This window comes from Streptomyces sp. NBC_00341 (genome assembly GCF_041435055.1).
Lineage (GTDB): Bacteria > Actinomycetota > Actinomycetes > Streptomycetales > Streptomycetaceae > Streptomyces.
The window spans coordinates 4,113,305-4,135,717 of record NZ_CP108002.1; the positions used below are offsets into that span (position 1 = coordinate 4,113,305).

At 66.9% G+C, this 22,413-nt stretch carries 21 protein-coding genes; 13 read left to right on the plus strand and 8 right to left on the minus strand.

The window, feature by feature from the left end; all coding sequences use genetic code 11:
* The first annotated feature begins 9 nt into the window (after window positions 1-9).
* Together OG892_RS18505 and OG892_RS18510 are read left to right on the plus strand one after the other, a co-directional pair.
* Window positions 10-711 (plus strand): transposase, encoded by a 702-nt coding sequence (locus OG892_RS18505; RefSeq protein WP_371629722.1) that lies wholly within the window; start codon window positions 10-12, stop codon window positions 709-711.
* A gap of 64 nt (window positions 712-775) precedes the next feature.
* The gene (locus tag OG892_RS18510; RefSeq protein ID WP_371629723.1) at window positions 776-1,993 is read left to right on the plus strand and encodes an IS110 family transposase; all 1,218 of its coding nucleotides are present in this window, start codon (window positions 776-778) and stop codon (window positions 1,991-1,993) included.
* Between the two features lie 300 nt (window positions 1,994-2,293).
* On the opposite strand, the gene OG892_RS18515 is transcribed toward OG892_RS18510, so the two are convergent.
* Window positions 2,294-4,120, minus strand: a complete 1,827-nt coding sequence (locus OG892_RS18515; protein WP_371629724.1) for a DUF262 domain-containing protein — start codon at window positions 4,118-4,120, stop codon at window positions 2,294-2,296.
* A 299-nt stretch (window positions 4,121-4,419) separates the two neighbouring features.
* On the opposite strand from OG892_RS18515, the gene OG892_RS18520 reads away from it, so the two are divergent.
* Window positions 4,420-4,668, plus strand: a complete 249-nt coding sequence (locus OG892_RS18520; protein WP_073787485.1) for a type II toxin-antitoxin system CcdA family antitoxin — start codon at window positions 4,420-4,422, stop codon at window positions 4,666-4,668.
* Window positions 4,665-5,069 (plus strand): DNA-binding protein, encoded by a 405-nt coding sequence (locus tag OG892_RS18525; RefSeq protein ID WP_371629725.1) that lies wholly within the window; start codon window positions 4,665-4,667, stop codon window positions 5,067-5,069. Before OG892_RS18520 ends, OG892_RS18525 begins: the two co-directional genes overlap by 4 nt.
* A gap of 369 nt (window positions 5,070-5,438) precedes the next feature.
* Here OG892_RS18525 and OG892_RS18530 read toward each other — a convergent pair whose 3' ends face one another.
* The 3 genes from OG892_RS18530 to OG892_RS18540 form a co-directional block, all read right to left on the minus strand.
* A complete protein-coding gene (locus OG892_RS18530) occupies window positions 5,439-5,699 on the minus strand; it encodes an alpha/beta fold hydrolase (protein WP_371629726.1) in 261 nt (86 codons plus the stop codon).
* A gap of 557 nt (window positions 5,700-6,256) precedes the next feature.
* Window positions 6,257-7,375 (minus strand): acyl-CoA desaturase, encoded by a 1,119-nt coding sequence (locus OG892_RS18535; RefSeq protein ID WP_073733481.1) that lies wholly within the window; start codon window positions 7,373-7,375, stop codon window positions 6,257-6,259.
* Between the two features lie 7 nt (window positions 7,376-7,382).
* Window positions 7,383-8,438 (minus strand): ferredoxin reductase, encoded by a 1,056-nt coding sequence (locus tag OG892_RS18540; protein WP_371629727.1) that lies wholly within the window; start codon window positions 8,436-8,438, stop codon window positions 7,383-7,385.
* An 85-nt stretch (window positions 8,439-8,523) separates the two neighbouring features.
* On the opposite strand from OG892_RS18540, the gene OG892_RS18545 reads away from it, so the two are divergent.
* The 7 genes from OG892_RS18545 to OG892_RS18575 all read left to right on the plus strand — a co-directional run bounded on the left by OG892_RS18545 (window position 8,524) and on the right by OG892_RS18575 (window position 13,824).
* Window positions 8,524-9,663: a PucR family transcriptional regulator gene (locus OG892_RS18545; protein ID WP_371629728.1), complete on the plus strand. Its 1,140-nt coding sequence runs from the start codon at window positions 8,524-8,526 to the stop codon at window positions 9,661-9,663.
* Window positions 9,664-9,916: 253 nt separating this feature from the next.
* Window positions 9,917-10,255 (plus strand): thioredoxin family protein, encoded by a 339-nt coding sequence (locus OG892_RS18550; protein WP_371629729.1) that lies wholly within the window; start codon window positions 9,917-9,919, stop codon window positions 10,253-10,255.
* Between the two features lie 872 nt (window positions 10,256-11,127).
* Complete coding sequence (locus OG892_RS18555; RefSeq protein WP_371629730.1) at window positions 11,128-11,400, plus strand: hypothetical protein; 273 nt, start codon at window positions 11,128-11,130, stop codon at window positions 11,398-11,400.
* Window positions 11,401-11,555: 155 nt separating this feature from the next.
* Window positions 11,556-11,927 (plus strand): DUF6193 family natural product biosynthesis protein, encoded by a 372-nt coding sequence (locus OG892_RS18560; RefSeq protein WP_328866441.1) that lies wholly within the window; start codon window positions 11,556-11,558, stop codon window positions 11,925-11,927.
* Window positions 11,928-12,330: 403 nt separating this feature from the next.
* The gene (locus OG892_RS18565; protein ID WP_328866440.1) at window positions 12,331-12,579 is read left to right on the plus strand and encodes a type II toxin-antitoxin system CcdA family antitoxin; all 249 of its coding nucleotides are present in this window, start codon (window positions 12,331-12,333) and stop codon (window positions 12,577-12,579) included.
* The gene (locus OG892_RS18570) at window positions 12,576-12,977 is read left to right on the plus strand and encodes a PIN domain-containing protein (protein WP_328866439.1); all 402 of its coding nucleotides are present in this window, start codon (window positions 12,576-12,578) and stop codon (window positions 12,975-12,977) included. Before OG892_RS18565 ends, OG892_RS18570 begins: the two co-directional genes overlap by 4 nt.
* 328 nt (window positions 12,978-13,305) lie before the next feature.
* Window positions 13,306-13,824 (plus strand): hypothetical protein, encoded by a 519-nt coding sequence (locus OG892_RS18575; protein WP_073733476.1) that lies wholly within the window; start codon window positions 13,306-13,308, stop codon window positions 13,822-13,824.
* A 478-nt stretch (window positions 13,825-14,302) separates the two neighbouring features.
* On the opposite strand, the gene OG892_RS18580 is transcribed toward OG892_RS18575, so the two are convergent.
* From OG892_RS18580 to OG892_RS18595, 4 genes are all read right to left on the minus strand, one after another.
* On the minus strand, window positions 14,303-14,626 hold the full coding sequence (locus tag OG892_RS18580; protein WP_371629731.1) for a hypothetical protein: 324 nt from the start codon (window positions 14,624-14,626) through the stop codon (window positions 14,303-14,305).
* Complete coding sequence (locus OG892_RS18585; RefSeq protein WP_371631653.1) at window positions 14,623-15,006, minus strand: hypothetical protein; 384 nt, start codon at window positions 15,004-15,006, stop codon at window positions 14,623-14,625. Before OG892_RS18585 ends, OG892_RS18580 begins: the two co-directional genes overlap by 4 nt.
* Before the next feature lie 310 nt (window positions 15,007-15,316).
* On the minus strand, window positions 15,317-16,426 hold the full coding sequence (locus tag OG892_RS18590; protein ID WP_371629732.1) for a hypothetical protein: 1,110 nt from the start codon (window positions 16,424-16,426) through the stop codon (window positions 15,317-15,319).
* Between the two features lie 612 nt (window positions 16,427-17,038).
* Window positions 17,039-19,201, minus strand: a complete 2,163-nt coding sequence (locus tag OG892_RS18595) for an FG-GAP repeat domain-containing protein (RefSeq protein WP_371629733.1) — start codon at window positions 19,199-19,201, stop codon at window positions 17,039-17,041.
* Between the two features lie 1,131 nt (window positions 19,202-20,332).
* Here OG892_RS18595 and OG892_RS18600 point away from each other — a divergent pair.
* Window positions 20,333-21,238 carry a hypothetical protein gene (locus OG892_RS18600; RefSeq protein ID WP_371629734.1) on the plus strand — a complete coding sequence of 302 codons (906 nt, stop codon included), beginning with the start codon at window positions 20,333-20,335 and terminating at the stop codon, window positions 21,236-21,238.
* Window positions 21,239-21,544: 306 nt separating this feature from the next.
* Window positions 21,545-21,991 (plus strand): pentapeptide repeat-containing protein, encoded by a 447-nt coding sequence (locus OG892_RS18605; protein ID WP_371629735.1) that lies wholly within the window; start codon window positions 21,545-21,547, stop codon window positions 21,989-21,991.
* Window positions 21,992-22,413 lie beyond the last annotated feature (422 nt).

Sequence of the window (22,413 nt, forward strand, 5' to 3'; positions counted from 1 at the left end):
GCCCCGCCGGTGCTGGTCCGGGTGATTGAGTACCGCGTCGACGGGCAGCCCGACGTCGTCCGGCTCATCACCAGCCTCACCGATCACGAGAAGTTCCCCGCCGGAGAACTTGCCGCCCTCTATGCCCGGCGCTGGGAGATCGAGCTTGTCTTCGACGAGATCAAGACCCACCAACGCGGCCGGCCAGTCCTCAGATCGCAGACGCCGGGCGGCGTGCGGCAGGAAATTTACGCGCACTTGATCGTGCACCATGCCACCCGGGATCTGTTGAACGAGGCCGCCCACCTGCATCGCAGCACCGCCGAACGGACCTCGTTCACCCGGGCCCTGCACGTTGTCCGCCGCTCAGTGATCTCACCGAGCGGCTTTTCCCCCTCGGCGATCAAGCGGGACCGGCGCCTCGGACTCGCCGAGATCGGCCGCAGCCTGCTGCCCCGCCGAAGATCCCGTGACTGTCCGCGAAAGATCCGGTCGTGCGTCACTGGCTACGGCAGCAAACCCCAGGCGAGCCCGCCAGCAGCCGCCGCCCTCCGGTCGTCGTCACACTCAACAACCGGTGGCGCGACTACTAAAGCAACGGCATTGGAAGGAATGACCTGGGGGGTGGTGTCATCGGGCCCGGGGGTGTTCGTCGGAGACGCTGATCAGAGGTCCGGCCACCGTCCGGTCCGGCGCAATGCCGGACAGTGCGCGGGCGGCAGGTCTGTATAACGTGGATGCGCGAGCACGACACCCGAGCCGAGGCCGGCACCGTCGACACCCGTGAAGGGGAACGATGTTCGAGATCGAAGACGTGGGCGTGTTCCTCGCTTTGGACGTCGGCAAGTCCGCTCACCACGGCCATGGGCTGACGCCGACGGGCAAGAAGGTCTTCGATAAGCCGCTGCCCAACAGCGAACCGAGACTGCGGGCCGTCTTCGACAAACTGACCGTGAAGTTCGGCACCGTCCTGGTCATCGTGGACCAGCCCGCCTCTATCGGCGCCCTGCCGCTGACCGTCGCACGCGACGCCGGCTGCCGCGTCGCCTACCTGCCCGGCCTGGCCATGCGCCGGATCGCCGACCTCTACCCCGGAGAGGCCAAGACCGACGCCAAGGACGCGGCCGTCATCGCCGATGCCGCGCGGACCATGCCGCACACCCTGCGCTCGCTGGAACTGACCGACGAAATCACCGCCGAGCTGACCGTCCTTGTCGGCTTCGACCAGGACCTCGCCGCCGAAGCCACCCGAACCAGCAACCGGATACGCGGCCTGCTCACCCAGTTCCACCCCTCCCTGGAACGCGTCCTGGGACCGCGCCTGGACCACCAGGCCGTCACCTGGCTCCTGGAGCGTTACGGCTCCCCGGCCGCCCTGCGCAAGGCCGGCCGCCGCAGACTCGTGGAACTGATCCGCCCCAAGGCCCCACGCATGGCCACCCGACTGATCGACGAGGTCTTCGACGCGCTCGACGAGCAGACCGTAGTCGTCCCTGGCACCGGCACCCTGGACATCGTCGTCCCCTCCCTGGCCGCTTCCCTGACCGCCGTGCACACCCAGCGCCGGGCGATGGAAGCGCAGATCAACGCCCTGCTGGAGGCCCACCCTCTTTCCCAGGTCCTGAACTCGATGCCCGGCGTTGGCGTCAGGACCGCCGCTGTCCTGCTGACCACCGTCGGCGACGGCACCAGCTTCCCCACCGCCGCCCACCTGGCCTCCTACGCCGGCCTCGCCCCGACCACCCGACAATCCGGAACCTCGATCCACGGCGAACACGCACCCCGCGGCGGAAACCGACAGCTCAAACGGGCCATGTTCCTGTCCGCCTTCGCCTGCATGAACGCCGATCCCGCCTCCCGCGCCTACTACGACAAGCAACGCGCCCGCGGCAAAACCCACACCCAAGCCCTCCTCCGACTCGCCCGCCAACGCATCAGCGTCCTCTTCGCCATGCTCCGAGACGGCACCTTCTACGAATCCCGGACACCGAAGGACGTCGAGCTCGCCGCATAACCCCAGCAACCCTGAACCACCCCAAACCTGAAAGGGATGCCTTGACGAAGGACATAGAGGCACCCCCCACGAACAGCAGTCCGTCCGGGCCCTTCTCGGCGTACCGGCTCAGGTGCCGCTGAAGGTCATTCCACAGGAACTTCGGCAGCACGGCCACGCGCTTACCGGACTCCGGTCTCGTGCCCTCTTGTCCGTGGCCGGCCCCGTCCGTGCGTCGGCTGCGACTGACGCCAAGGAGCCCGATCAGCGAGTAATCGATACGACTCGGGCAGAGGGGCCGCCACGGCACCCGGCGAATCTTCAGTCTTCGTCGCCCTCGTCCACCACACAGGTTGCCGGATATCCGTCTTCAGTGACGACCGCCTTGCCAGTGGCCGTCTCGATGGCCTCGACCAGAGCATGCTGCCGTGCTTCGAAAAAGCCCGCAAAGTCATCCTTGGTGAGCAGCGCGGGATCAACCAGATGGGTACGAATGTGGTTGGCCACGGTGTCCGCGTCCACCTCGGCGTTCTTCGCGAGCCTGAGGAGGTAGGTAGAGGGCGCTGTCCCGCCGATGATGCGGTTGGTGCGTCCGGTCAGCGGGGTCTTGTTGACGATTGAGTTGTAAGTGCCCCGGGCGATGTTCTCCCGCTCGCACCACGCCTGCGGGAAGATGTGGTGGATGTCCACGGCCTCCGCGAAGTACTCGGTGATCTCGGTCTTCTCACCAGTTCGCCAGTCGACGACGCCTTCCTTCATCAGAAGTGCGTAGATCCCCTTGTAGGCGGCGCTGTTGCGGGTGCGCAATGTCAGCAGGCGGCTCTCACTGAACCGGGCGTCGCGGATGGTGCGCGGTTCGGCCCCAGTGCCGCGCACCCAGCCCACGGTTTCGGGGAGGTCGTGGCTGAACCTGGTCTCTGTCGAGCCGCCGTACAGCTCGCCGAACACACCGCACCAGTACCAACGGGCCAGCTTCTGCTGTGCACCGGCCGGTTCGGCCTGTTCGCCGAGCGTGCTGAGGATCGCGGCGAGAGGGATCAGCTGGGTGCCGTAGGGGAGGAACTTGGTGTCGAAGAGGTACTGCTGGCGGAGGAACTTGGCCGCGTCCTTGAAGCCTTTGACGACCAGTGGTGCGTAGCGGCGGTACTCGTCCAGACCCAGTTCCAGCATGTCCTTGCGCTTGCAGCCGATGCGCGGCAGACGCTCTTCGTCAATCCCGACGATAGCGGCATCGGCGCGCCGGGCAGCCGTTGCCATCAGGGTGACGGCCTGCAGGAAGTCGGTGTTGGCAACCTCTTTGAGGACACGGTACTCCGGCGCCTTCCACGCGGCCCGGACCACATTGTTCCAGTGGTCGCGCAGGTCGAACTCTTCGGCGGCATATGTGGCGGTGAGTAGCTCGAAAACTGTGAGGGTGACCCCGCCGGTGTTGACCTTTTCGAAGACCTGGCAGACAGCCTGCCTCTCAGTCTGCTTCCCTAGTTCGATTACCGGCACCTGGTAGAGCTCGAAGGGGCGGACGAATGCCTCCTCGAAGTCCCGCCACCATTTGCGGCCGTCCTGCCCCTGATCCTTCCAGTAGTCCTCGTAACCGTAGCTCCAATCACGATTGGAGAAGAGCTGGGAGAGTGGGAAGAGCCGGGCCGCGTATTCCTTCTCCGGGGTCGAGTAGTCCTCGACGAGATCGCCACGGAAGCTGCGGACCACCCGGTCCGCCGGCAGAAGGCGGATGGCGTCTTCACGGTCCGCCTGAGGGTCGAGAGCCTTGACCATGTCGACATAGAACCAGCCGGTGATCCGCTGCTTACGCTGGTTCTGTGTTTCGACCGGCTTGCCGAGCATGAGCGACTGGAAGAGCGAGGTCATCCGCTGCTGGCCGTCGAGAATCAGGGTGTCCGGTTCGGTGCCCGGGGGCGGAGTGGCGCCCTCAACGGGGCGACACTTGAAACGGACGTCACCACCGGTCTGCAACAACATGAGGGTGCCGACCGGGTATCCACGAGAAATCGAGGCGAGCAAGCCGATGATGTTGTGATCCGGCCACACCCAGCCGCGCTGGAACTCCGGTAGCTGCGCTTCGCCCTCGGCCACTCGCCGCAGCAGTTTGACCAGCTGAATCTTGTCGATCCCGAATGCTTGCTCAGTCACGACCCACCCCCTCCTCGACACTGAACGCTGCCGAGAGGTTACCGGTGGTGGGGTGAGCACGAGGTCAGTGCTGAAATTCGAGCTGCCAGGGGGTTGGCGCCTGCCCCCTCGCCAAGGGCCGTCGCGCTGCGTCGGCTCAGGACCGATGCATGTCTCCTCTTGCCCCAGGTGGCCGGAGTCGTGACTTCGAGGGAGCAATTAAAGCCCGTTCGCTTACCCCGGAAGAAACCGACGCTTACCCCCGCGAGCAGCCGAAGCACCGCACAGCGACATCCCGCATACTCCGGTATGCTCGACTTATGTCCTCAACGACTCGCATCACCGTCACGCTCCCCAGCGACCAGGTGGCGGAGCTCCGCAAGCTCACGGACAACGTCTCCGGCTATGTGGCGGAAGCCGTAGCCCGCCAGATCAGGCACCAGCTTCTGGGCGACGACCTCCGCCGCCACGAGGAAGAGCATGGAGGCTTCAGCGACGAGGAGCTCGCCGAGGCCCGCGCGAGGATCTTCGGCTCCGCCGGCTCCTCCAAAGACGCGGACGCCGCGTGAGCGAGCGCATCGATACCGTCGTCCTGGACTCGGAAGGACTGTCCGCCTGGGTCGCCCAAGACCGTAAGCTCCTCGCTATGCTGCAGGTCTTCCACGACATGGGAGCCGACCTGGTGATCGGGGCCAACACCATCGTGGAAGTCACCCACTCCCGCACCAATATGCCTCGCCTCAACTGGGCCCTGTCCCGTGTCAAGGTGGAGCCCGTCACCGAGCAGGCGGCGAAAGCGGCGGCTGAGCTCCTCAAAGGCGCCGGGCTGCACGGGCACAAGTACGCCATTGACGCCACGGTCGCCGAGGTCGCGCTCCGCCAGCCGAAACCCGTCGCCCTGCTGACCTCCGACAGCGATGACATGACCAAGCTCTGCGGCAACCAAGTCCGCGTCGTCGTCTCCCTCTGACCAGTCGGCCGCCCGGAGCACGCGTCGCACTGCCAGCTCTCGTGCCCCGTCCGTGCCCAGCAGAGCGGACAACAGCGGTCAGACACGGCTCCCAGAGACCGGGAGCCATCCACCTGCCCGTTCCGAAATCGCAGCTCAGAGCCCCTCCAACATCGTAAGCACCGTTGATTCCCAAGCTCAGAGCGCGAGTTCGATTCTCGTCACCCGCTCCACGAAAGAGCCCCGGGCCAGCCGCCCAGGGCTTTCTTGTTGGCCCGGAGCGGAGTCCGGATGTCGCCGACTGGCTTCGGTCAGCCAGGCCGGGGTGTACATCAGCTCAAAATGGGCCCTGCCGCGCCGCCCCGCCCTCGTGCTGTACCAGCGACCTACTCACGACACTGTCGCGTCCGATGCCGTGCGGTCCACCGGGTGACGTGCAGCCCTTAGGGCGCGCACCCGGTGCGGGTGGCGGGCTTCGAGTTGCTGGGCCAGGCGTCCGCCCATGGACGTGCCGTAGACGTCGGCCCCGTCGATACCGAGGTAGTCAAGCACCGCGACCACGTCCAGGGCGAAGAGCTCGGTGCCGTAGGGCTTGTTGGGTGCTCGATCCCCCGCGTCGCGGAGATCGAGGGTGAGGGTGCTGCGAGCCACGGGCCGCGTGGAAGTCGTCGCGTACCCCGTCCCGTCAATGGTGGTTGTTCGCCTGGCCCGCCGGCAGCACCAGTGCTGTCCCCTCGCCCCGGACCTGGTAGGCGATCCGGGCCGCGACAGTCGTCGTCATGTGCGGCATTCGACTTCTTCCTTCTCACAGGCCGGATTCAGCACGCGTCACGGCGCCGAGAGCGTCCGGCCGGCCCTTTGCCGATCGGGGCCACCCATCATTCGAATCGGCAGGCACTGTGTCATCAGAGCGTTCACCGCGGTGCTTCACTTCTCCGCGCCGTTTGCGGAGCAATCGAGGAGCGACCCGGCGGTGCAGCCGTACAGAGTGCTGCTCCACCCGGTCTTCCTGAAGTCATAGTCCACCTCGTCGCCCTTCTCATCTGGCGTGGCTTGTCGTGGAAGCCGGAGAGAAGCTCCCACTCAGCTGCTGTCCGGCGTGCGCTCACCAAGCTGTGGGAACCGGGCAGCGGGGAAACTCCACTGGCCGAGTAGGCCGTCGTGTCGCAGCAGTGACGTCATCAAGGGCTTGAGGTGCGGCCGGGGAGTCAGGCTGCGACGAGGTCCTGCGCACGGTCCGGCGTTCCGACCTTGGGCTGCTTGTTCGGCAGCGCGAGCCGGAAGACCTTGTGCCACGCGGAGAACACCTGCTTGGGCAGCGGGCCGGTGATGTACTCCAGCTCGTACTTCTCGAACAGCGCGCGCACCTTCACCGCGACCTCGGCGTACCGGTTGCTCGGCAGGTCCGGGAACAGGTGGTGCTCGATCTGGTGCGACAGGTTGCCGGTCATGAAGTGCATGGCCTTGCTGCCGCTGATGTTCGCCGAGCCCATCATCTGGCGCAGGTACCACTGGCCGCGTGTCTCGCCCGTGATCGACTGGCGTTCGAAGACCTGTACGCCCTCGGGGAAGTGCCCGCACATGATCACTGAGTGGGTCCAGATGTTGCGGACCAGGTTCGCTGTGAACGTGGCGCCGAGTGTGGTGAGGAATGAGGGGCCCGACAGCAACGGGTGGATCACGTAGTCCTTCAGCACCTGCTTGCGGATCTTACGGCCCACGGCCTTGGCCCGCGCGCGGAACTCCGGGTTCTTGCGGCGGCGCTCGGTGAGGTTCTTGCCGAGCTCCAGGTCGTACGCTGCGATGCCGTACTCGAAGAAACAGGCGTTGAGGAAGTTCCACAGCGGCTGGCCGAGGTGGAAGGGGTGCCACTTCTGGTCCTCGTCGACGCGCATGATGCCGTAGCCGAGGTCGTTGTCCTTGCCGATCACGTTGGTGTACGTGTGGTGCAGCTCGTTGTGCGAGTGCTTCCACTGATCGGACGGCGAGACGTGATCCCACTCCCAGGTGGTGGAGTGGATCTTCGGGTCTCGCATCCAGTCCCACTGGCCGTGCAGGACGTTGTGGCCGATCTCCATGTTGTCCATGATCTTCGCCACGGACAGCCCGGCGGTGCCGAGCACCCACGCGGGCGGGAAGATCGAGAACAGCAGCACACCCCTGCTGACCAGTTCGAGCTTGCGCTGCACCGAGATGACCTTACGGATGTAGGCGGCGTCCTTCTCACCGCGGCCGGCGATCACCTCGTCGCGGATCGCGTCCAGCTCGCGGCCCAGCTCCTCGATCTGCTCCGCGGTCAGGTGGGCGGTGGGGTCGATGGCGGTCAAGGTGTTCCTACCGTTCGATGTCGCAGGGGCCCGCCGCGGCGGACACGCAGGTCTGGATGAGGACGCCCGGCTCGGCCTCGGTGATCTCGCCGGTGCGCAGGTCGCGGACAGCGCCGGCCTTGAGCGGCGTGACGCAGCCGAAGCAGATGCCCATACGGCACCCGGAGGGCATGAGCACGCCGACCTCCTCGCCGATGTCGAGCAACGGCGTGGCGCCGTCCGCGTCGATGGTCTTGCCGGTGGCGCTGAACGTGACCACGCCGCCGTCGCCGGCGACGACGATGCCGGGGCGGAACCGTTCGGTGTGCAGGCGTTCTTGGACGCCCTCTTCGGTCCAGTGCTCTTCGGCGGCGTCGAGCAGACCTGCGGGCCCGCAGGCCCAGGTCTCGCGCTGGGCCCAGTCGGGCACGAGTTCTTGGAGACGGGCGATGTCGAGCTTGCCGTCCGTGTCGGTGTGCACCTCGGTGAGCCGAAGCTTCTTGTCCGCGACCAGACTGTGCAGTTCCTTGCGGAAGATCACGTCCTGAGGCTGTGGCGCGCAGTGGACCATGACGACGTCGTCGAGTTCGATGTCGCGCAGCATGCCCATCACGGGCGTGATGCCGCTGCCGGCCGTCAGGTAGAGCACCTTGGCGGGCTTGGCCTGCGGCAGGACGAAGTCACCGGTCGGCTGGTCGAGCTGGATCAGCGTGCCCGGTTTCGCCCTGCGGACCAGGTGGTTGCTGACCTTTCCGTCCGGGATCGCCTTCACGGTGATCGTTACACGGCCGTCCCGGCGGTTTGTCGGCGAGGTGATGGAGTAGGCACGCCACAGGCGCACTCCGTCGACGTCGACTCCGATCCTCACGTACTGGCCGGCTGTGTGGCCGCGCCAGCCCCGCCCCGGCCTGATCACGACAGTCGCGGCGTTATCGGTCTCGGAGTGCACGGCCTCGATGCGCCCACACAGGTCAGCGCCCGCACGCAGCGGGCTGACCAGGTCGAGGTAGTCCGACGGCAGCAGCGGCGTCGTGACCATCTCCAGCAGTTTCCACGCCCTACTGCGGAGGGCTCCACTCGTCATGACTCCAGCTTGCTGCGCCTCCAGGCGTAAAGTCCTGACCACAGGACGTAAATCTGGTCGACTGAATTGTTCGCAGGGAACAAAAATGAGCTATGCGATCCGGAGGGCCAGCGAACTGAGCCTGGATGAGGCGACGGTCACCGCCCTTCGGGCCGCACTGAAGACCACCGCCGACGAAGTCGTCCAGGCGATCATCGACGAGGTTCCTCCCTACGCCCATGCCTTGTCGGGCCGCATGGGCGCCACCATCCGCAGAGCCGTCCGAACCGCCCTGGCGCACTACCTGGACCTTGCGAGCGGGAACGCCACGGGCGGCGACGCCGGGGACGCCGCCTACGAGCTGGGCCGCGGCGAGGTGCGCGACGGCCGTTCGATGGACGCCCTGCTCAGCGCCTACCGCGTCGGCGCCCGGGTCGCCTGGCGATGTCTGGCAGCGGGTGCCGTACCCGCAGGTCTGCCCGCCGCCGAGGTCGCAAAGTTCGCCGAGCTGACCTTCGCCTACATCGACGAGCTCTCCGCCGCGAGCGCCGCGGGCCACGCCGACGAACTGGCCGCCCGGGGCAGAGCCCACGAGCGCCACCTGGAACACCTGGCCCGCGACCTCCTCGCCGGCGCGAGCCCGGACGTGCTGCTGGCCTCCGGCCAACGGGCCAGGTGGCAGCCCCCGGTTTCGCTGACCGCCGTCCTGCTGCCCGCCGCCCAGGCCCGGCCTGCCTACCGGACACTCGACCCGAGCACCCTCGTCCTCGACGATTTGCCGGATGCCACCGGTGTGCTCCTCGTCCCCGATGCCGACCGATCACGTCTCCTTCGGCAGCTGACCGACCGCGCCGCCGTGGTCGGCCCGGCCCGGCCATGGATCGACGCGTCCGCCTCGTACGCACGAGCCCTACGCGCACGCTCCCTTTCCTCTGACATTCGCGACACCGAGGACCACCTGCCCGACCTGGTGCTCAGCGCCGACGAGGACGCGTTCGCGGACCTGCGCGCCCGAGCCCTCGGACCGTTGCAGACCTTGCCTGCCGCAACCGCACGACGGCTGGAGGAGACGTTGCGAGCGTGGCTGCTGCACCAGGGCAGGCGGGACGAGGTCGCGGCGGCATTGTTCGTCCATCCCCAGACGGTTCGCTACCGGATGTCGCAACTGCGGGAGCTGTTTCCCGATCTCGCATCACCACACCGGGTCCTTGAACTGACGCTGGCGGTCGGTATCCGGGTCCGCTGACGCGTCACCCGTCCACCGCCGCGTCCGCGAGCGTCCAGAAATCGTGCTCGTTCCCGGTGCCAAGCCGCTATGACCCTGGAAAACGGCTTTCCGGTCGTCGCGACAAGGGCCGGGCCGCTCGTCCCAGGGACCACCGCCGTCCTGCGGCGGCCCGTATCTCCCTCCCGGCAGCCGGACGACCGGCCGGGGCCGACCTGGCACACAGCGCGAGGGATGATGGGATGGAGTACGAAACGTGAGGTCAGGAGCTCCCATGACAAAGCTGGTTCACCGACCTCGTGAGGACGCGGAGTTCAATTTCATCCTCGGGAGAAGCAAGGTTCCGGTCCTCGCATACTTCACCGGGGCATGGCCCAAGGCAATCGAGCCCTGTCGGGTGATGGATTGCGTCGTGGGCGACATCGCCACCGCCTACACGGGCCGCCTGACGGTCGTCCGCACCGACATCACGCGTTGCCCGGCGGCAACCGAGCGATACGGGATCACCGGAGCCCCGTCCTGCCTCCTGCTGAAGGAGGGAGCGGCGGTGGCGCACGGCACGGGGCCCATGACCATCGACGAGGTACGGAAGTTCCTGGACGGTCACCTCTGAGCGGCCGCTGCGGCGCCCGGACCGCCGCTTCTCGTCGCGTTCAAGACGGACGTGGGCGGGTTGGCAGCCCATCGCCCGCCTTACCACCGCAGGGCGGTTCGAGGTCGTGCGCGAGACCGTGCTCAGGTACCGGCGGGACAATGCGGCCCCCGGGCAGAGCTTCGCTTCGTGGGTGCGGCCTCCGACGTAACCCCCGAGACCGCCAGGCACGGTCTCCTTGTCCAGCGCCGCATACAGACCGGGGGTCGGCCCGCGCGCGGGTTCCGCCGGTCATCGGGTTGGGCGGGTGGTGGCGAGTTCAGAGGCGCATTCAGGGCCAGTATCCGCTGTACGGTCGATCTTCGACCCCGTTGCCCGAGTCTCTGGGTCAGGACTCGACATCGAATTCGAATTCGTCGTGGCGGCGCTCCGCGATCTGCTCCCGAGAACCCTCTTCACGGCGTCCACCCCTACATCTACATCCCGTCCGGAGACTGTCACGGACGCGGCCGTCGCGGAGGTCTCGCCGGAGGACTGCCCAAATCGGCCGTTGAAGCCCTTGGCCGCCGCCTCCGCTAGTGCCCCATCCCGTGCCCAGCAGAACGGGCACCAGCGGTCAGGTACGGTGCATCGAGGCCGCCCCGACCCTGTGCGTCTCGGCCCACCGTGCAGGTCAACGTAGGAACGACCGCTCAAGAACCGCTGATTCCCAAGCTCAGAGCGCGAGTTCGATTCTCGTCACCCGCTCTACGACGAAGGCCCTGGTCGGAGACCAGGGCCTTGTTTGCGGTCGACATCGCGCGACGCGAGACCCGCCACCGCAGTCTTCGGCTTCCACACATTCGTCGCTGCGCCCATCGCGAAGTCAGCGTCATCGAGATAGGCCCATGCGGATGACGAACGTGATGGGCGCCACCGGAGATCGCGACACCACCCTTTCAATCACCCTCGACGGAATTCCGAACAGCCGGGGCGAGATAGGCAACTGGAACACCCCGCAAGACATCGCGGACGCGTTCCAGAGAGCGGCCCAGCACGGGTCGCAGTTCAATACCTCGAATGAAGCCAACTACCCTCGCCGCGGTGACGGAACCGCGTGGGAGATGAGTGAAGTGGCCTACGCAGTCCACAACTACGATGGAGCTGCTGCGTGGAGGGATCCCTAGGACAAGCTCCCCGGTCGGCCCTGGGAGGAGATTCAGTGGTATACGCGCGACGAAGAAAATGGCGGCTACAAGGAGATTAAACTACCGGGCCCGATACTCCCAAAATATAGCCGACCCTGTCGAGATTACCGGAAAGCTTGAGGTAATAATAATTCATGAGGAACATTGAAGCGCCACAGAATGCAGAAGACATCGTAGCTGCAGAATGGGTGACAGTTCTGGCCTACGGCCAGGATCGTATCAACCCGATTGTGCCCCGAACCGCTTATGGTCATCGGCCGCTTCGCAAGCTTTTCCCCATGGTCAGCCATGGCGTTCTGCACTTGAGCCGGTGCATCAAATACCCCTGGACACACGACATCGGAACCGCCTTTCCGCAGGCCGTCGGCGGATACCGCGTGCGCCGGGAGTCCGACCACACTCTCATCGGGGTGGTTGAAACCGTGGAGGAAGCGTATGAACTGATCACAGCCAATCTCCCTGAAGGCTGTGGACCAGCCATCGGCGGCACGTCGGAAGACCTATGACCGCTGCCATCGTCACGCGATGGCGAGAGATCTCCCGGTTACCCACCTGATGCAATGCCCAACGATCCCGAAAAGGGAATGAACTGCAGTGCGTTCCGCAGCACGCACGGATTACGACAGTCCCGCATGTGCACTTTGAAATTTCCCCCGAGCCCGGCGCTAAAAAGGCGGCGGTCAACAATCACGTCCTCCCGATAGGGGGACGCACAGGATGCCGAGGGCCAGATTGTCGGCGATGCCAGCCGCGAGGCCCTTCGCTTGCCTCCAGCGACACCGGCCGGAGGCTCACCGCGCTCGGACAGCCGGAGACCGGCCGCCTCCACCCGGGGCACGCGACAGCGACAGTCAAGGCTTGCGGTCGACGACCCGAGCCCACGCATGCATACTCCAGTATGCTTGGTGCATGTCCTCGACGACTCGCATCACTGTCACACTCCCCAGCGACCAGGTGGCGGAGCTCCGCAAGCTCACGGACAACGTCTCCGGCTATGTAGCGGAAGCCGTGGCCCGCCAGATCCGGCACCAGCTTCTGGGCGACGACCTCCGCCGCCACGAGGAAGAGCACGGAGGCTTCAGCGACGAGGAGCTCGCCGAGGCCCGCGCGAGGATCTTCGGCTCCGCCGGCTCCTCCAAGGACTCGGACGCCGCGTGAGCGAGCGCATCGATACCGTCGTCCTGGACTCGGAAGGGCTCTCCGCCTGGATCGCGCAGGACCGCAAGCTCCTCGCGATGCTGCAGGTCTTCCACGACATGGGAGCCGACCTGGTGATCGGGGCGAACACCATCGTGGAAGTCACCCACTCCCGCACCAACATGCCTCGCCTGAACTGGGCCCTGTCCCGCATCAAAGTGGAACCGGTCACCGAACAAGCGGCGAAAGCGGCAGCGGAACTCCTCAAAGCCGCCGGACTGCACGGGCACAAGTACGCCATCGACGCCACGGTTGCCGAAGTCGCCCTGCGCCAGACTAAGCCGGTCGCCCTCCTGACGTCCGACAGCGACGACATGACCAAGCTCTGCGGCAAGCAGGTTCGCATCATCCCTCTCTGATCAGCCGGCCCATCTGGAGCACGCGCCGCGGCAGGGACCCAGAGCCCATAGCCATACGCACCGCTGATTCCCAAGCTCAGAGCGCGAGTTCGATTCTCGTCACCCGCTCCACAGCAAGACACTCGAAGCCCCGGGCCAAGGCCCGGCGGCGTGGCCGTGGGTGTCGTCGAGGTTCTTGATGTCGTCGAGTCGGAAGCGCGTGGGTTCCGGCCAGGCGACTGCCATGACTGGCCGCTCTGTACGATCGCCGAATACTGGGCGCTGACCGTCTGTCCTGTGCGGAGACAGGCAAGTGGTGTCCTGTCCGGATAGTTGAGGGAGCCGGCGAGTGCCCGCTTTGGACTTCTACGCTCACGTCGCCGTTTGCTCTGAGGTCCTGGGAGTTGGCCTCGGTGCCGACCCGGAAGCCTGGGAGGCCGCCCTGGGGGCGACATGCCTCGATGTTCCCGGTGGTGGCCTGCTGCGGCGGGACTACGGGCTCGTGGAAATCAACTTCTCGCCGGACCAGCCAGGGCTGCAAGGGCAGATGTCGTGCTTCGGCTTCGGCGTGAAGATCCAACGACTGCTGTACGCCCAGTACCTGAACGCCGTGCCGTCCCCGCTCTCGCGGCAGTACGGGGAATTCGCACCCAGAGTCCCCTTCAAGGAACTGCAGGCCGCCATCCTTGCCCTGGGCCACACGATCGCACTCGACAGGCACAACACGTCGAGTGACATGGACTGCTACCGCGTATCCGCGTCCGCCGCCCGCATTCACGTCGTCGCTGACCCTGACCCGTACGGGTCGGGCGACCCAGATCCAGACGGACATCACAGGGGCGACGTCTGGTCCATCGACGTGTGGTGACCGGCCGGCGACCTCTCGGCAGCATCCGCGATATCTCTTCGCTACGAGGAACACCGGGCAACAATCACCTGCGCAGTCGGCAACGATCTGAAGAGCGCGCCACCCAGCTCATCAACTGCGCTCAAGCCCCCATGCCTCATCCAACCGGCCGGCCCGCAGGCCAATGCGGGTTCGGCGTGCCGTCATTGCTCATGTGCGCCCGCCGCCAGATCCCATTCCAGTTGAACGGGGTTTCCGGGACGAACCGGTGGCGCTGCCCGCACGGACATGGCGCCAGCACCCACGCGCACCCAGGGCACAGCTCCACCCAGCCGTGCCCGGTCGAGTTCGACACCCGCGGCCTCCCGTCCCCGCAGGCGGAGCAGCCGGGGAGATCGGCGCCGTCCAGGATCGCGTTCTGTCGCCGGACGTACTCGGGCAGCCGCAGCGACGGATGGCGAAGCGGGTCTTCGTACCAGGCGCGGTTCGGGTCCTCCCACTAGCTCCGCAGCCACCACGGTCGCGGGTTCACCACAGCCCGCCGCCCGGCCCGCTTCTCCGCCCGGCGTAGCGCGGCGTACTCCTCGGCCCGCGCGAGCCACAGCACCCGCGCCTCATGCAGCTCCTCCACCGCCCGCACCAGCGCGTCCGGGTCCGCCTCCAGCCGCCGGGGGATCGCGGCGCTGAGCGTGAGGTGGTGGTACGTCGCGCGGAAGCCGTACGGGGCGAAGAGGGTGAGGCAGGTCCGCAGCGCGCTGTGCCGGCGGTGGAGGGGGAGGCGGGCGTCGTGCACGTGCACCCGGTGGGTCAGGAAACTGGTCATCGTGCGGGCGCCAGGTCCAGTGCCCGTGCCAGGGCGGCGGTGACGGCGGCGGCCTGTGCCGGCAAGTGTTGTTCGGCCCAGGTTCCGGCAAGGCTGAGGAAGTCCTGCACATCCTGCTGGGCGCGCGCGACGAGCTTGCGTACCTGGTCTATCGACAGCAGCCCGTGCAGGAAGGTGCCGAGCGGGTCGGTCGGGCACGGCCCGTGCTCCGCTTCCGGCTCGAAGTCGTTGCAGTCGGCGATCTGCCTAATCGCCCTGCCTACCTCCGCCGGAGTGAGCTCCCCGTTCAGCGCGAGGTAGCCATACGATTCCTGCTCGCCAACCGGCCAGAGCGTGAAGTCGTCGCCGGCGGAGATCTCCAGAACGGGTTGCATCACCATCACATGGGGATGATGCCGGGCCTACTGCTACACCGCCACGGGCTTTCGGCTGCCGCACCGGCCTCGGAGCGGGGCGGTCGGAGCCGCCTCGTCCACTCAAGCACCGTGATTCCCAAGCTCGGGGCGCGAGTTCGATTCTCGTCACTCGTTCCATCACGGAGGCCCAGGTCAGCGACCTGGGCCTCTGGCATTGGCTAGACCTGTTCAGGAACCGCGCACCACCTCTGCACCACGCGGCCCCCTTCTGCTGCCGGTCTCACTGCTTTTCGCGGCAGCCCGGGGCGTGTTCCGGTGGTAGTTGTGCCTCGGGTCAGAACGCCGAGGTGTAGGCGGCGAAGAAGGGCGTCTTCACCGGCGCTCCGCCGGGGTCGAAGCACGCCACGTAGAGCCGGACGGCACCGCTGGTCCTGTCCCAGGGCCTGTACAGGCCGCAGTAGTCGGCGCTGTGTCCGTAAGCGGTGGCGTGCGCGGTGTCCGACGGGACGGCCACCGACGGCATGGTGACGGTGAAGGGCGCTCCCGAGCCACCGAGGCTGTTGGTGGCTCCGCTGGAGTTGTAGTTGGTCAGGGTGGGCAGCGACCCGTTGTACCAGAGGTACCCGAAGGACTTCGGCGGAAAGGCCGGTCCGTGTACCGCTCGCAGATAGGAGTAGCTCAGAGTCCACTCGGTGTCGTACGGGGAGTTGGACGCGTCGTAGCAGGCGACGATCACGGTCTGGCCTGCCGTCCCCGGTGACCAGTCGGACACCTTGCACCGCGCTCCCTGCCGCGGGTTGACCGCGGTGACCTGGAGATCGCCCGCGTAGTCGGCCAGTCCGAGAGAGGGGAGCCACGCCTTCCAGATGCCGGTGGAGCCATGGCTCGCCGCGTTGACGGAGCCCGTGGAGTTGTACTGGGTGAGTACGGTGCCGTTGCTGTCCGAGTTCAGGTACCCGTACGAGCCGGAGGGGGTGGCGGGGAGGCCGCTGCTGCTCGTGTAGAGGACCGTGAAGGTGGAGTTGTCCGGTGCGCCGCCGGGGCGGTAGCAGTTCACGTACACGTCCTGACCGGATCCCACGGTCTTCCAGTCGGCGATCTGGCACCAGTGGGCAACGCTGTTCACCGCGGTGGCGTGGGCGATGCCACCCGGTCCGCCGATCAGCGGGAAGTGCACCACGTACGAACCGAGACCGATCTGGTCGACCTTCACGGGGTTGGCGGAAGGCGAGGCCCAACTGCCCCACTGCCGAGAGGGGTCGGGTGCGTAGCCGGGGGGCGGAGTCGCGTTGTCCAGGTACGCGAAGCCCCAGCGGTCGGGTACAGCGGCGTGTGCCGGGCCGGCTGCGGGAAAGGCTGCGGCCAGAAGAGCGGCCACCATGCCCAGAACGAGCAACACGGCCCGGACGGGTCTGCTGGACAGATGCGAGGTGCGGACGTGCATGGGCGTGCCTCCTGTTGATGAGGTCGGTACTGCCTGCGCGATCCGGTACTTGAGTGCGATTGCCCTCCACGTGCCGCAGGGGCTCGGGCTCAGTCCTCCTGCGGCCTTGCAGAACGGCAGGGCTTGCGCCCCGACGGCGTGCCGTGGGTTCGAAATCCGATTCTCACTGTCCCAGAAGTGCGGCCCGGCGGAACGCTGTCGGTCAGCCGTTTCGGTGCCCGCCTCAGCTGTCCCCGGGGTACAGGGCTCGCTCGGTGCGCAGCGTGAGACCAGCAGCTACCTTCACTGCCACGCCGACTGCTCTTCCTTCTCGCCCCTCTCACCTCACCTGCCTCTGGGCACAGCGCAGCCGGGCCTGTCCAGAACTCGCCTGCACCTGGTCGACGACTCCTTGGTCGCGCGTCGCCTTCGACGAACTGGCCGACACCGTCCGGCCCCTGCGTGAACCTCACGGTCCCGCACCGCCGCTTGCTTGCTTGCTTCGTCGTCGAAGCCTTCCTGGCCGCCCTCCGGGGCGAGCTGGTCCGGCTCCGGGCCTGCCGGGACCGGAGCCGGACGCGAAGACGGCCGCTCGGGACCCCGTGGTCCCGAGCCGCCGTCGGATCCGTGCCGTCAGGAGATGCGGATGTTCGACCAGTTCACGGCCTTGCCGACCTGCGAGCGGTTGCCGAGACCGCCGTGGCCGTTGCCCCGGTTCAGCCAGGCGCGGCCGTTCTTGTCGAGCGAGACGAGATCGGCCCGGCCGTCCCCGGACAGGTCGAGCCCGCCGACCACGTCCTTGTAGGAGGTGCCCCAGTCCTTGAAGACCAGCGACCTGGGCCTGAACGTGCCGGCGCCGGTTCCCCTGAACCGCCACAGCTCGTTCGACGCGTCGAGGGCCAGCAGGTCGTTCTTGCCGTCGCCGTCGAGGTCTCCGGCGGCGATCAGTCTCTTGTAGCCGCCGAAGCCGGACCCGGTGAGCGAGCGGGCCTTGAAGCCGCCCGCGCCGTTGTTCGCGTACACGTACAGCTTCCCGGTCGAGGCGGACCGGGTCAGCAGGTCGGCCCGGCCGTCGCCCGTCACGTCGCCGGGCGAGACGACCGCGTCGTACCCGCCCCAGTCAGAGCCCACCTTTACGTGGAACGACTGCTGGTCGGGCAGCCCGCCGCAGATCGTCGGGTAGACGCGGGCCTCGCCCTTCGGGTAGCGGACGAACACGTCGTTGCAGCGGTCGCCGTCGAGGTCGCCGAACGGCAGCACGAGCGTGCCCGTCGGCCAGCTGCTCGCGCGCTGCCCCGCGGCCAGCTTCGTCGAGTCGCCCGCGTACGCCTTCAGCCCGGTGCCGTTGCGGCCGAACAGGTCGGCCTTGCCGTCGTCCGTGTAGTCACGCCACTTGGGCAGCGCGCGGCGGGTGGTGGTGGCCTGGTGGACGCCTTCCAGGGCGATGCTGTTCGTCCCGGTCAGCTTGTACTCGTCCCACAGCACGACGGGCCGGCCGAGCGCGTCGGCGGCCACCTGGGGCGCCCCGGTGGACCGGGCACTCGTCGCGCTCAGCCGCCGGGGGACGGACCAGGTGCCGCCCTTGAAGACGGCGGCCATCGTGTACTCCTCGCCCGAGTAGCCCTCCCGCCACGTCACCGTGACCGTGCCGCCCGAGGTGGCGGCCGCGCCGACCGCGCGCACCTTCTTGTGCGTGGAGAAGGGCTGCGTGTACGGCTGCCAGGCGCCGGTGGCCGCCGAGCGCACCGCGTACCAGGGGCCGGTCGAGTAGCCCGGCCCGCCGGCCACGAAGAGGTCGCCGTTGGGCAGGTAGGCGGGTGCCGCCATCCCGGACGTGCTGCCGTGGTCGGCGGCGGACCGCGGAGTGCTCCACTGCGTGGCGCCGGCGGACCGGCGCGTGTGCATGAGGTGGGCGAGATGGTCGTAGAACACGTCGAAGCCGCCCTGCGGACTGGCGAACACCTTCGGGCGCGCCAGGTCCACGCCCGGGACCGGGAAGCGCTGGACCGCGGTCCAGGCGGACGCGCCGGGGGCCTTCTCCAGGGCGACGACGGCCTTGCTCTTCTGCCACTGCCACACCAGCAGGGTGGTGCCGTCCCTGGCGACCGCCAGGTCCATGCCGGCAATGTCCCGACTGCCGGACGGCGGCTGCTCGTTCAGGACGGCCGGAGCGGTCCACGCCGCCTGCGGGCCGGTCTTCTCGGCGGCCTTCACGACGCCGGAGTCCGACCACACGGCGACCAGCCGGCCGTCGGGGGCCGCCGCCAGGTGGTGGTAGCCCTTCTGGGGGACCGCGGCGACGTACTCGGGCTCGGAGAAGGCCGTCGCGCCGGGCTTGAGGGTGGCCATTTTCAGCCAGTAGTTGTCGTGGTCGTCGGCGCGCTCGGCCCGCCAGACCAGACGGACCGAGCCGTCGCCGAGCGCGACGAGCTCGGTGTTGTAACCGCCGCCGTCCGGCCAGGTCTGCGGAGCGAGCCAACGGGTGCTGCCGGCCGTCCGAATCCGGGTGGAACGGGAGAGCCCGTCACCGGTGAGGGAGACGAGGGCGCCGTTCCCGGCCGCCACCAAGGCGTTCAGCCCGCCCGAGGCGGAGGCGGGGTTGGGGCTCGGGGCGTGCAGGGTACGGGCGCCCCACGGACCCGGCGCACGCGTCTCGACGGCGGCCGTGGTGGTGGCGGTGGCGGTGGCCGCGCCCACGGCCGTGGCGGTGGTGTGGGCGGCGGCCGGGGCCGCGGCTGCCAGGGCAAGAACGGGAGTGAGCACGATGCCGAGCACCGCGCGGGACTGCGAAGTCATGGAAATGCCCCCCCGGGCGTGGCGTATCGGGTGACCCAGATTCGCCATACTGTTCGAACAAGTTTGGCGCAGCGTATATCAGCCAAGATCGGCCCGCGCAGAGGATTTTCCCCCCGCTGAGCGGAATTCGGCCGGTGCGTCCAGCACGCAGCGCCGCTCGGATCCGGGGTGGCTACGCAACGTCTCCCCCGGCCGTGCCACAACGTGCCGGAAGAAGCCGTGGACAGCGGCAACCAAAGGGACTGACGAAGCAGTCGGAGCGAGGCCATCAGCGCCCGTTCCCCGGGTCAGAGGCCGCGCACCGGGCGGAGTACCGGGTGATTCCCCTATTCGGAGCACGAGTTCGACTCTCGTCGCCCGCTCCACAGCTCGAAACTCGAAGCCCCAGTGTAGGGAGCGCGACTTCATGAGCTGTGGCTCCTGCCGAAACACCGGATCCCGCCCCTGGTGAGCAGTGCGTGTGCTCGGTGATCATGAGCAGCATGGCCCGCCAGGCTCTGAGCGGTAGTCACTTCGGCTAGCGGGCTCAGCTTCTTGGGCAGCAAGCAGGTGTTTTCCACGCTCTCCTCTGGAAGCTGGAAGGAAGGGGGTGAGCTTCAATGGTCTTGACGATCGCCGGGTCGCTTGCGTTTCCTGCCCCGCCGTACAAGAGAAGAGCGGAGGATAGATAACAGGCCATCTGTATCAGTGGCACTCAACCGGCAAGCAGACCAATACTCGCCAACTCCATTCCTTGGGCAGTTCGCTGAGTCGGGCGCACCCGAAATGGGCGCCCGGCCACCGGCAGCGGGAGGCCCCATTGCGCATGCCGCGCCGGGCTGGTTACAGTCATCATCGTGCTCAACTTGAGCGATTGAGGGAGGTTATGCCCGAGATGAATAGTTCCGAGGAGCAGGACACGGACCTCGTCTACATCGATGAGGCCGACCTGGCAGCGGTGCACGGCGGTGGTGTCGGTCACCACCAGACCCACGGGCACGCTACTACGGACTGAAGGCCGTGGCGCGCGGGTAATCCCTCGCGCGCCACTCCTTTCTGTTCGACCCCCGCCCTTTGGTGTCACGCTGCTTGAGGGTTGTATTCGGATGTTTCCAAGAGTTTGAGAATGCGCCTACACAAGAAGACGAGGTTATGGCAGCTTCGCGCCCCGAAGGCAAGGCGAGCGAGTTTCACCTCGACGATGCGCGGTGGGGCGACGCGCCCGGCATGGAGAAGTTGATCGACAGCTTTGGGCGAAATGACCTGAAGCAGTACGGCTTCGAGTGGGAACGTGACGCTGTTCGTGTCCGCGTGCAAAGCGATCTGATGCCGCTGGATGAGCGTCTGCGTGTATCGAATGGAGTGCGGCCGACGAATGACCCGCGCTACCGGTCTCATGCCTCTGTGCCGATGCGGCCCTGGCGCACACTCGACGCTGCCGAATTGGAGACGCTGTGTGCGCCGCCCGGACAATGGGATATGCGCCGAATGGTTGGCGTCTGCCGTTTCCCTCCTTCGGTGCACCGCGAACTCGTCCGTGTGGCACTCGCTTACGCGAATTCCTTCAACGCGCACGACGGACAGGGTGTTGACGTAGCCAATCGGGATGCAGCCGTCCTTCTCGGAGAATATCTTCTGACGCGGGAAGGTTTCGGCCTAATTGGCTTGGCGGCTCGTGACCCAGGACTTGTGACAGTTACTCCAAGAATAGAAACGGGTCTCCTCACGGGACTGCACGTTGACGGCTGGGACACTTTCAGGCCGGTTGGGCTGGCTACCAACCGTGTAGGGGTGAATCTAGGGAAAGGGTCGCGATCGCTTCTCTACGTGCCGTTCGCCGCCGATACGTTGGGGCTGACAGACCACAAAACGTGGGATCAGCGTATTCCCGGCTTCTTCACCGCACACCCGCAGTGCCCTGTCCTGCGGGTCCGCATTGACCCGGGAGAGGCGTACATTGCCCCCACTGAACTGGCTCTCCATGATGGAAATACCGAGGGAAACCAGGCGATCGATGTCTGCCTACACGCGCGAGGGCAGTTCGGAATCACTGACTAGCTTTGGGTTTAGACATGGTGATGGACGAGGGCGGAGCGAAGAGCGGATGCCCCCCGTTGGAAACATTATAAACGGCAGATAGATGGAGACTAGTGACTGTAGCGCCTGTTCATGATCCCAGAATAACGCCCAAACATAGTCGGGTAGATCGCGCGGAAGTGCTCACGAAACCGCGGAACCTACACCCAGGGCAACAGGGCAACAGGGCAACAGGGCAACAGGGCACCCTTGAGCACCTGATCCGGGTAAAGGGCTTCCTGTGTCAGATCAAACAACCGTGACGACAGGGACGGAGACGTCAGGCGCATGACCACTCCACCCGGCATCCCGGACGAGAACAGCCACGCCACCGAGTTGCGAAGGCGATGGACCCTGCCCGAGAACGCTCCCTTCCTGGTCGCACTCCGGTCCGCCCTGACCAGCGGCACCGGCGACTGGCGCGCGATGGTGCGGACGTGGACGCAGCCGTGGGCCACCGAGAACGACCTGGGCGGCATCCCCCTGGCCGGGGCGAATCTCTCGGGCCTAGACCTGACCGGCGTCCACCTCAGCTACGCGGACCTGCGTGGTGCCACTCTCACCGGCTGCGACCTCACCGACGCCTCGCTGACCGGCGCCGACCTGCGCGAGGCACGCCTGGTTGGCGCCGTGCTCACCCGGGCGAACGCCGTCCTGGTCTCAGCGAGAACCGACGGGACGTTGCTCACCGGCGCCCGCATGCAGGGGGTTCGCCGCGGATTCCTGCATCCCTGACGCGTGCGCAGCGGCCGGTGAACGAGAAGGATCCGCACGGACTTGCTCCACCTTCGAATGCCTGGCGGAAGAGATCACGGTCAACGGCCGCGGAGTGACGGACTACGACCTCCCCGCCGCGCACGCCGGCACGGACGAACACGCGAGTGCTGCTGCGCCGATGCTTCGGGAAACCGTGCCACAACGTGCCGGTAGCGACCGGTAGGGCGCGGTCGGCACAGGCGTCGGTACAGCGCTGGAGCCGTGGAGCGTCAGCCTGTTCCCACAGGCAGGGCGACTTGCCGGCGCCTGAATGCCGGGTGATTCCCAAGCTCAGGGCGCGAGTTCGATTCTCGTCACCGGCTCCATGAGAGAGCCCCGGGCCGACGGCCCGGGCTTGTCTGTTGCCTGGACCCGTTCGGTGGGAGGCGCCCCGGCCCGCT

Excerpts from the sequence above, each read along its gene's own strand:
- OG892_RS18510 (WP_371629723.1), top strand. The coding sequence starts at position 776 with ATGTTCGAGATCGAAGACGTGGGCGTGTTCCTCGCTTTGGACGTCGGC.
- OG892_RS18520 (WP_073787485.1), top strand. The coding sequence starts at position 4,420 with ATGTCCTCAACGACTCGCATCACCGTCACGCTCCCCAGCGACCAGGTG.
- OG892_RS18540 (WP_371629727.1), bottom strand. The coding sequence starts at position 8,438 with ATGACGAGTGGAGCCCTCCGCAGTAGGGCGTGGAAACTGCTGGAGATG.
- OG892_RS18545 (WP_371629728.1), top strand. The coding sequence starts at position 8,524 with ATGAGCTATGCGATCCGGAGGGCCAGCGAACTGAGCCTGGATGAGGCG.
- OG892_RS18550 (WP_371629729.1), top strand. The coding sequence starts at position 9,917 with ATGACAAAGCTGGTTCACCGACCTCGTGAGGACGCGGAGTTCAATTTC.
- OG892_RS18555 (WP_371629730.1), top strand. The coding sequence starts at position 11,128 with ATGACGAACGTGATGGGCGCCACCGGAGATCGCGACACCACCCTTTCA.
- OG892_RS18560 (WP_328866441.1), top strand. The coding sequence starts at position 11,556 with ATGAGGAACATTGAAGCGCCACAGAATGCAGAAGACATCGTAGCTGCA.
- OG892_RS18565 (WP_328866440.1), top strand. The coding sequence starts at position 12,331 with ATGTCCTCGACGACTCGCATCACTGTCACACTCCCCAGCGACCAGGTG.
- OG892_RS18580 (WP_371629731.1), bottom strand. The coding sequence starts at position 14,626 with ATGACCAGTTTCCTGACCCACCGGGTGCACGTGCACGACGCCCGCCTC.
- OG892_RS18585 (WP_371631653.1), bottom strand. The coding sequence starts at position 15,006 with ATGGTGATGCAACCCGTTCTGGAGATCTCCGCCGGCGACGACTTCACG.
- OG892_RS18590 (WP_371629732.1), bottom strand. The coding sequence starts at position 16,426 with ATGCACGTCCGCACCTCGCATCTGTCCAGCAGACCCGTCCGGGCCGTG.
- OG892_RS18595 (WP_371629733.1), bottom strand. The coding sequence starts at position 19,201 with ATGACTTCGCAGTCCCGCGCGGTGCTCGGCATCGTGCTCACTCCCGTT.
- OG892_RS18600 (WP_371629734.1), top strand. The coding sequence starts at position 20,333 with ATGGCAGCTTCGCGCCCCGAAGGCAAGGCGAGCGAGTTTCACCTCGAC.
- OG892_RS18605 (WP_371629735.1), top strand. The coding sequence starts at position 21,545 with ATGACCACTCCACCCGGCATCCCGGACGAGAACAGCCACGCCACCGAG.